1 pseudogene is annotated in these 203 nt (G+C 68.5%); it reads left to right on the top strand.

The window, feature by feature from the left end:
- Nucleotides 1-203, top strand: a pseudogene (locus tag ACFFNX_RS21560) (IS5/IS1182 family transposase); the annotation flags it as partial.

Raw genomic sequence — 203 nt, 5'->3', positions numbered from 1 at the left:
CGGTGAAGCCGACATGACGGGTGTGTGCGTGGACTCCACCATCGTGCGTGCTCATCAGCACTCCGCCGGTGCCCGTAAAAAAAGGGGGCACGGCCGGGACGAACGGGCAGCAAGATCACCAAACGGACCGGGCGCTCGGACGATCCCGCGGCGGGCCGACCACCAAGATCCACCTGGCCTGCGACGGGCGCGGTCTGCCGCTG

It is taken from the genome of Actinoallomurus acaciae (assembly GCF_042429965.1).
Lineage (GTDB): Bacteria > Actinomycetota > Actinomycetes > Streptosporangiales > Streptosporangiaceae > Actinoallomurus > Actinoallomurus acaciae.
This window is presented reverse-complemented; position numbering and strand designations above follow the sequence as displayed.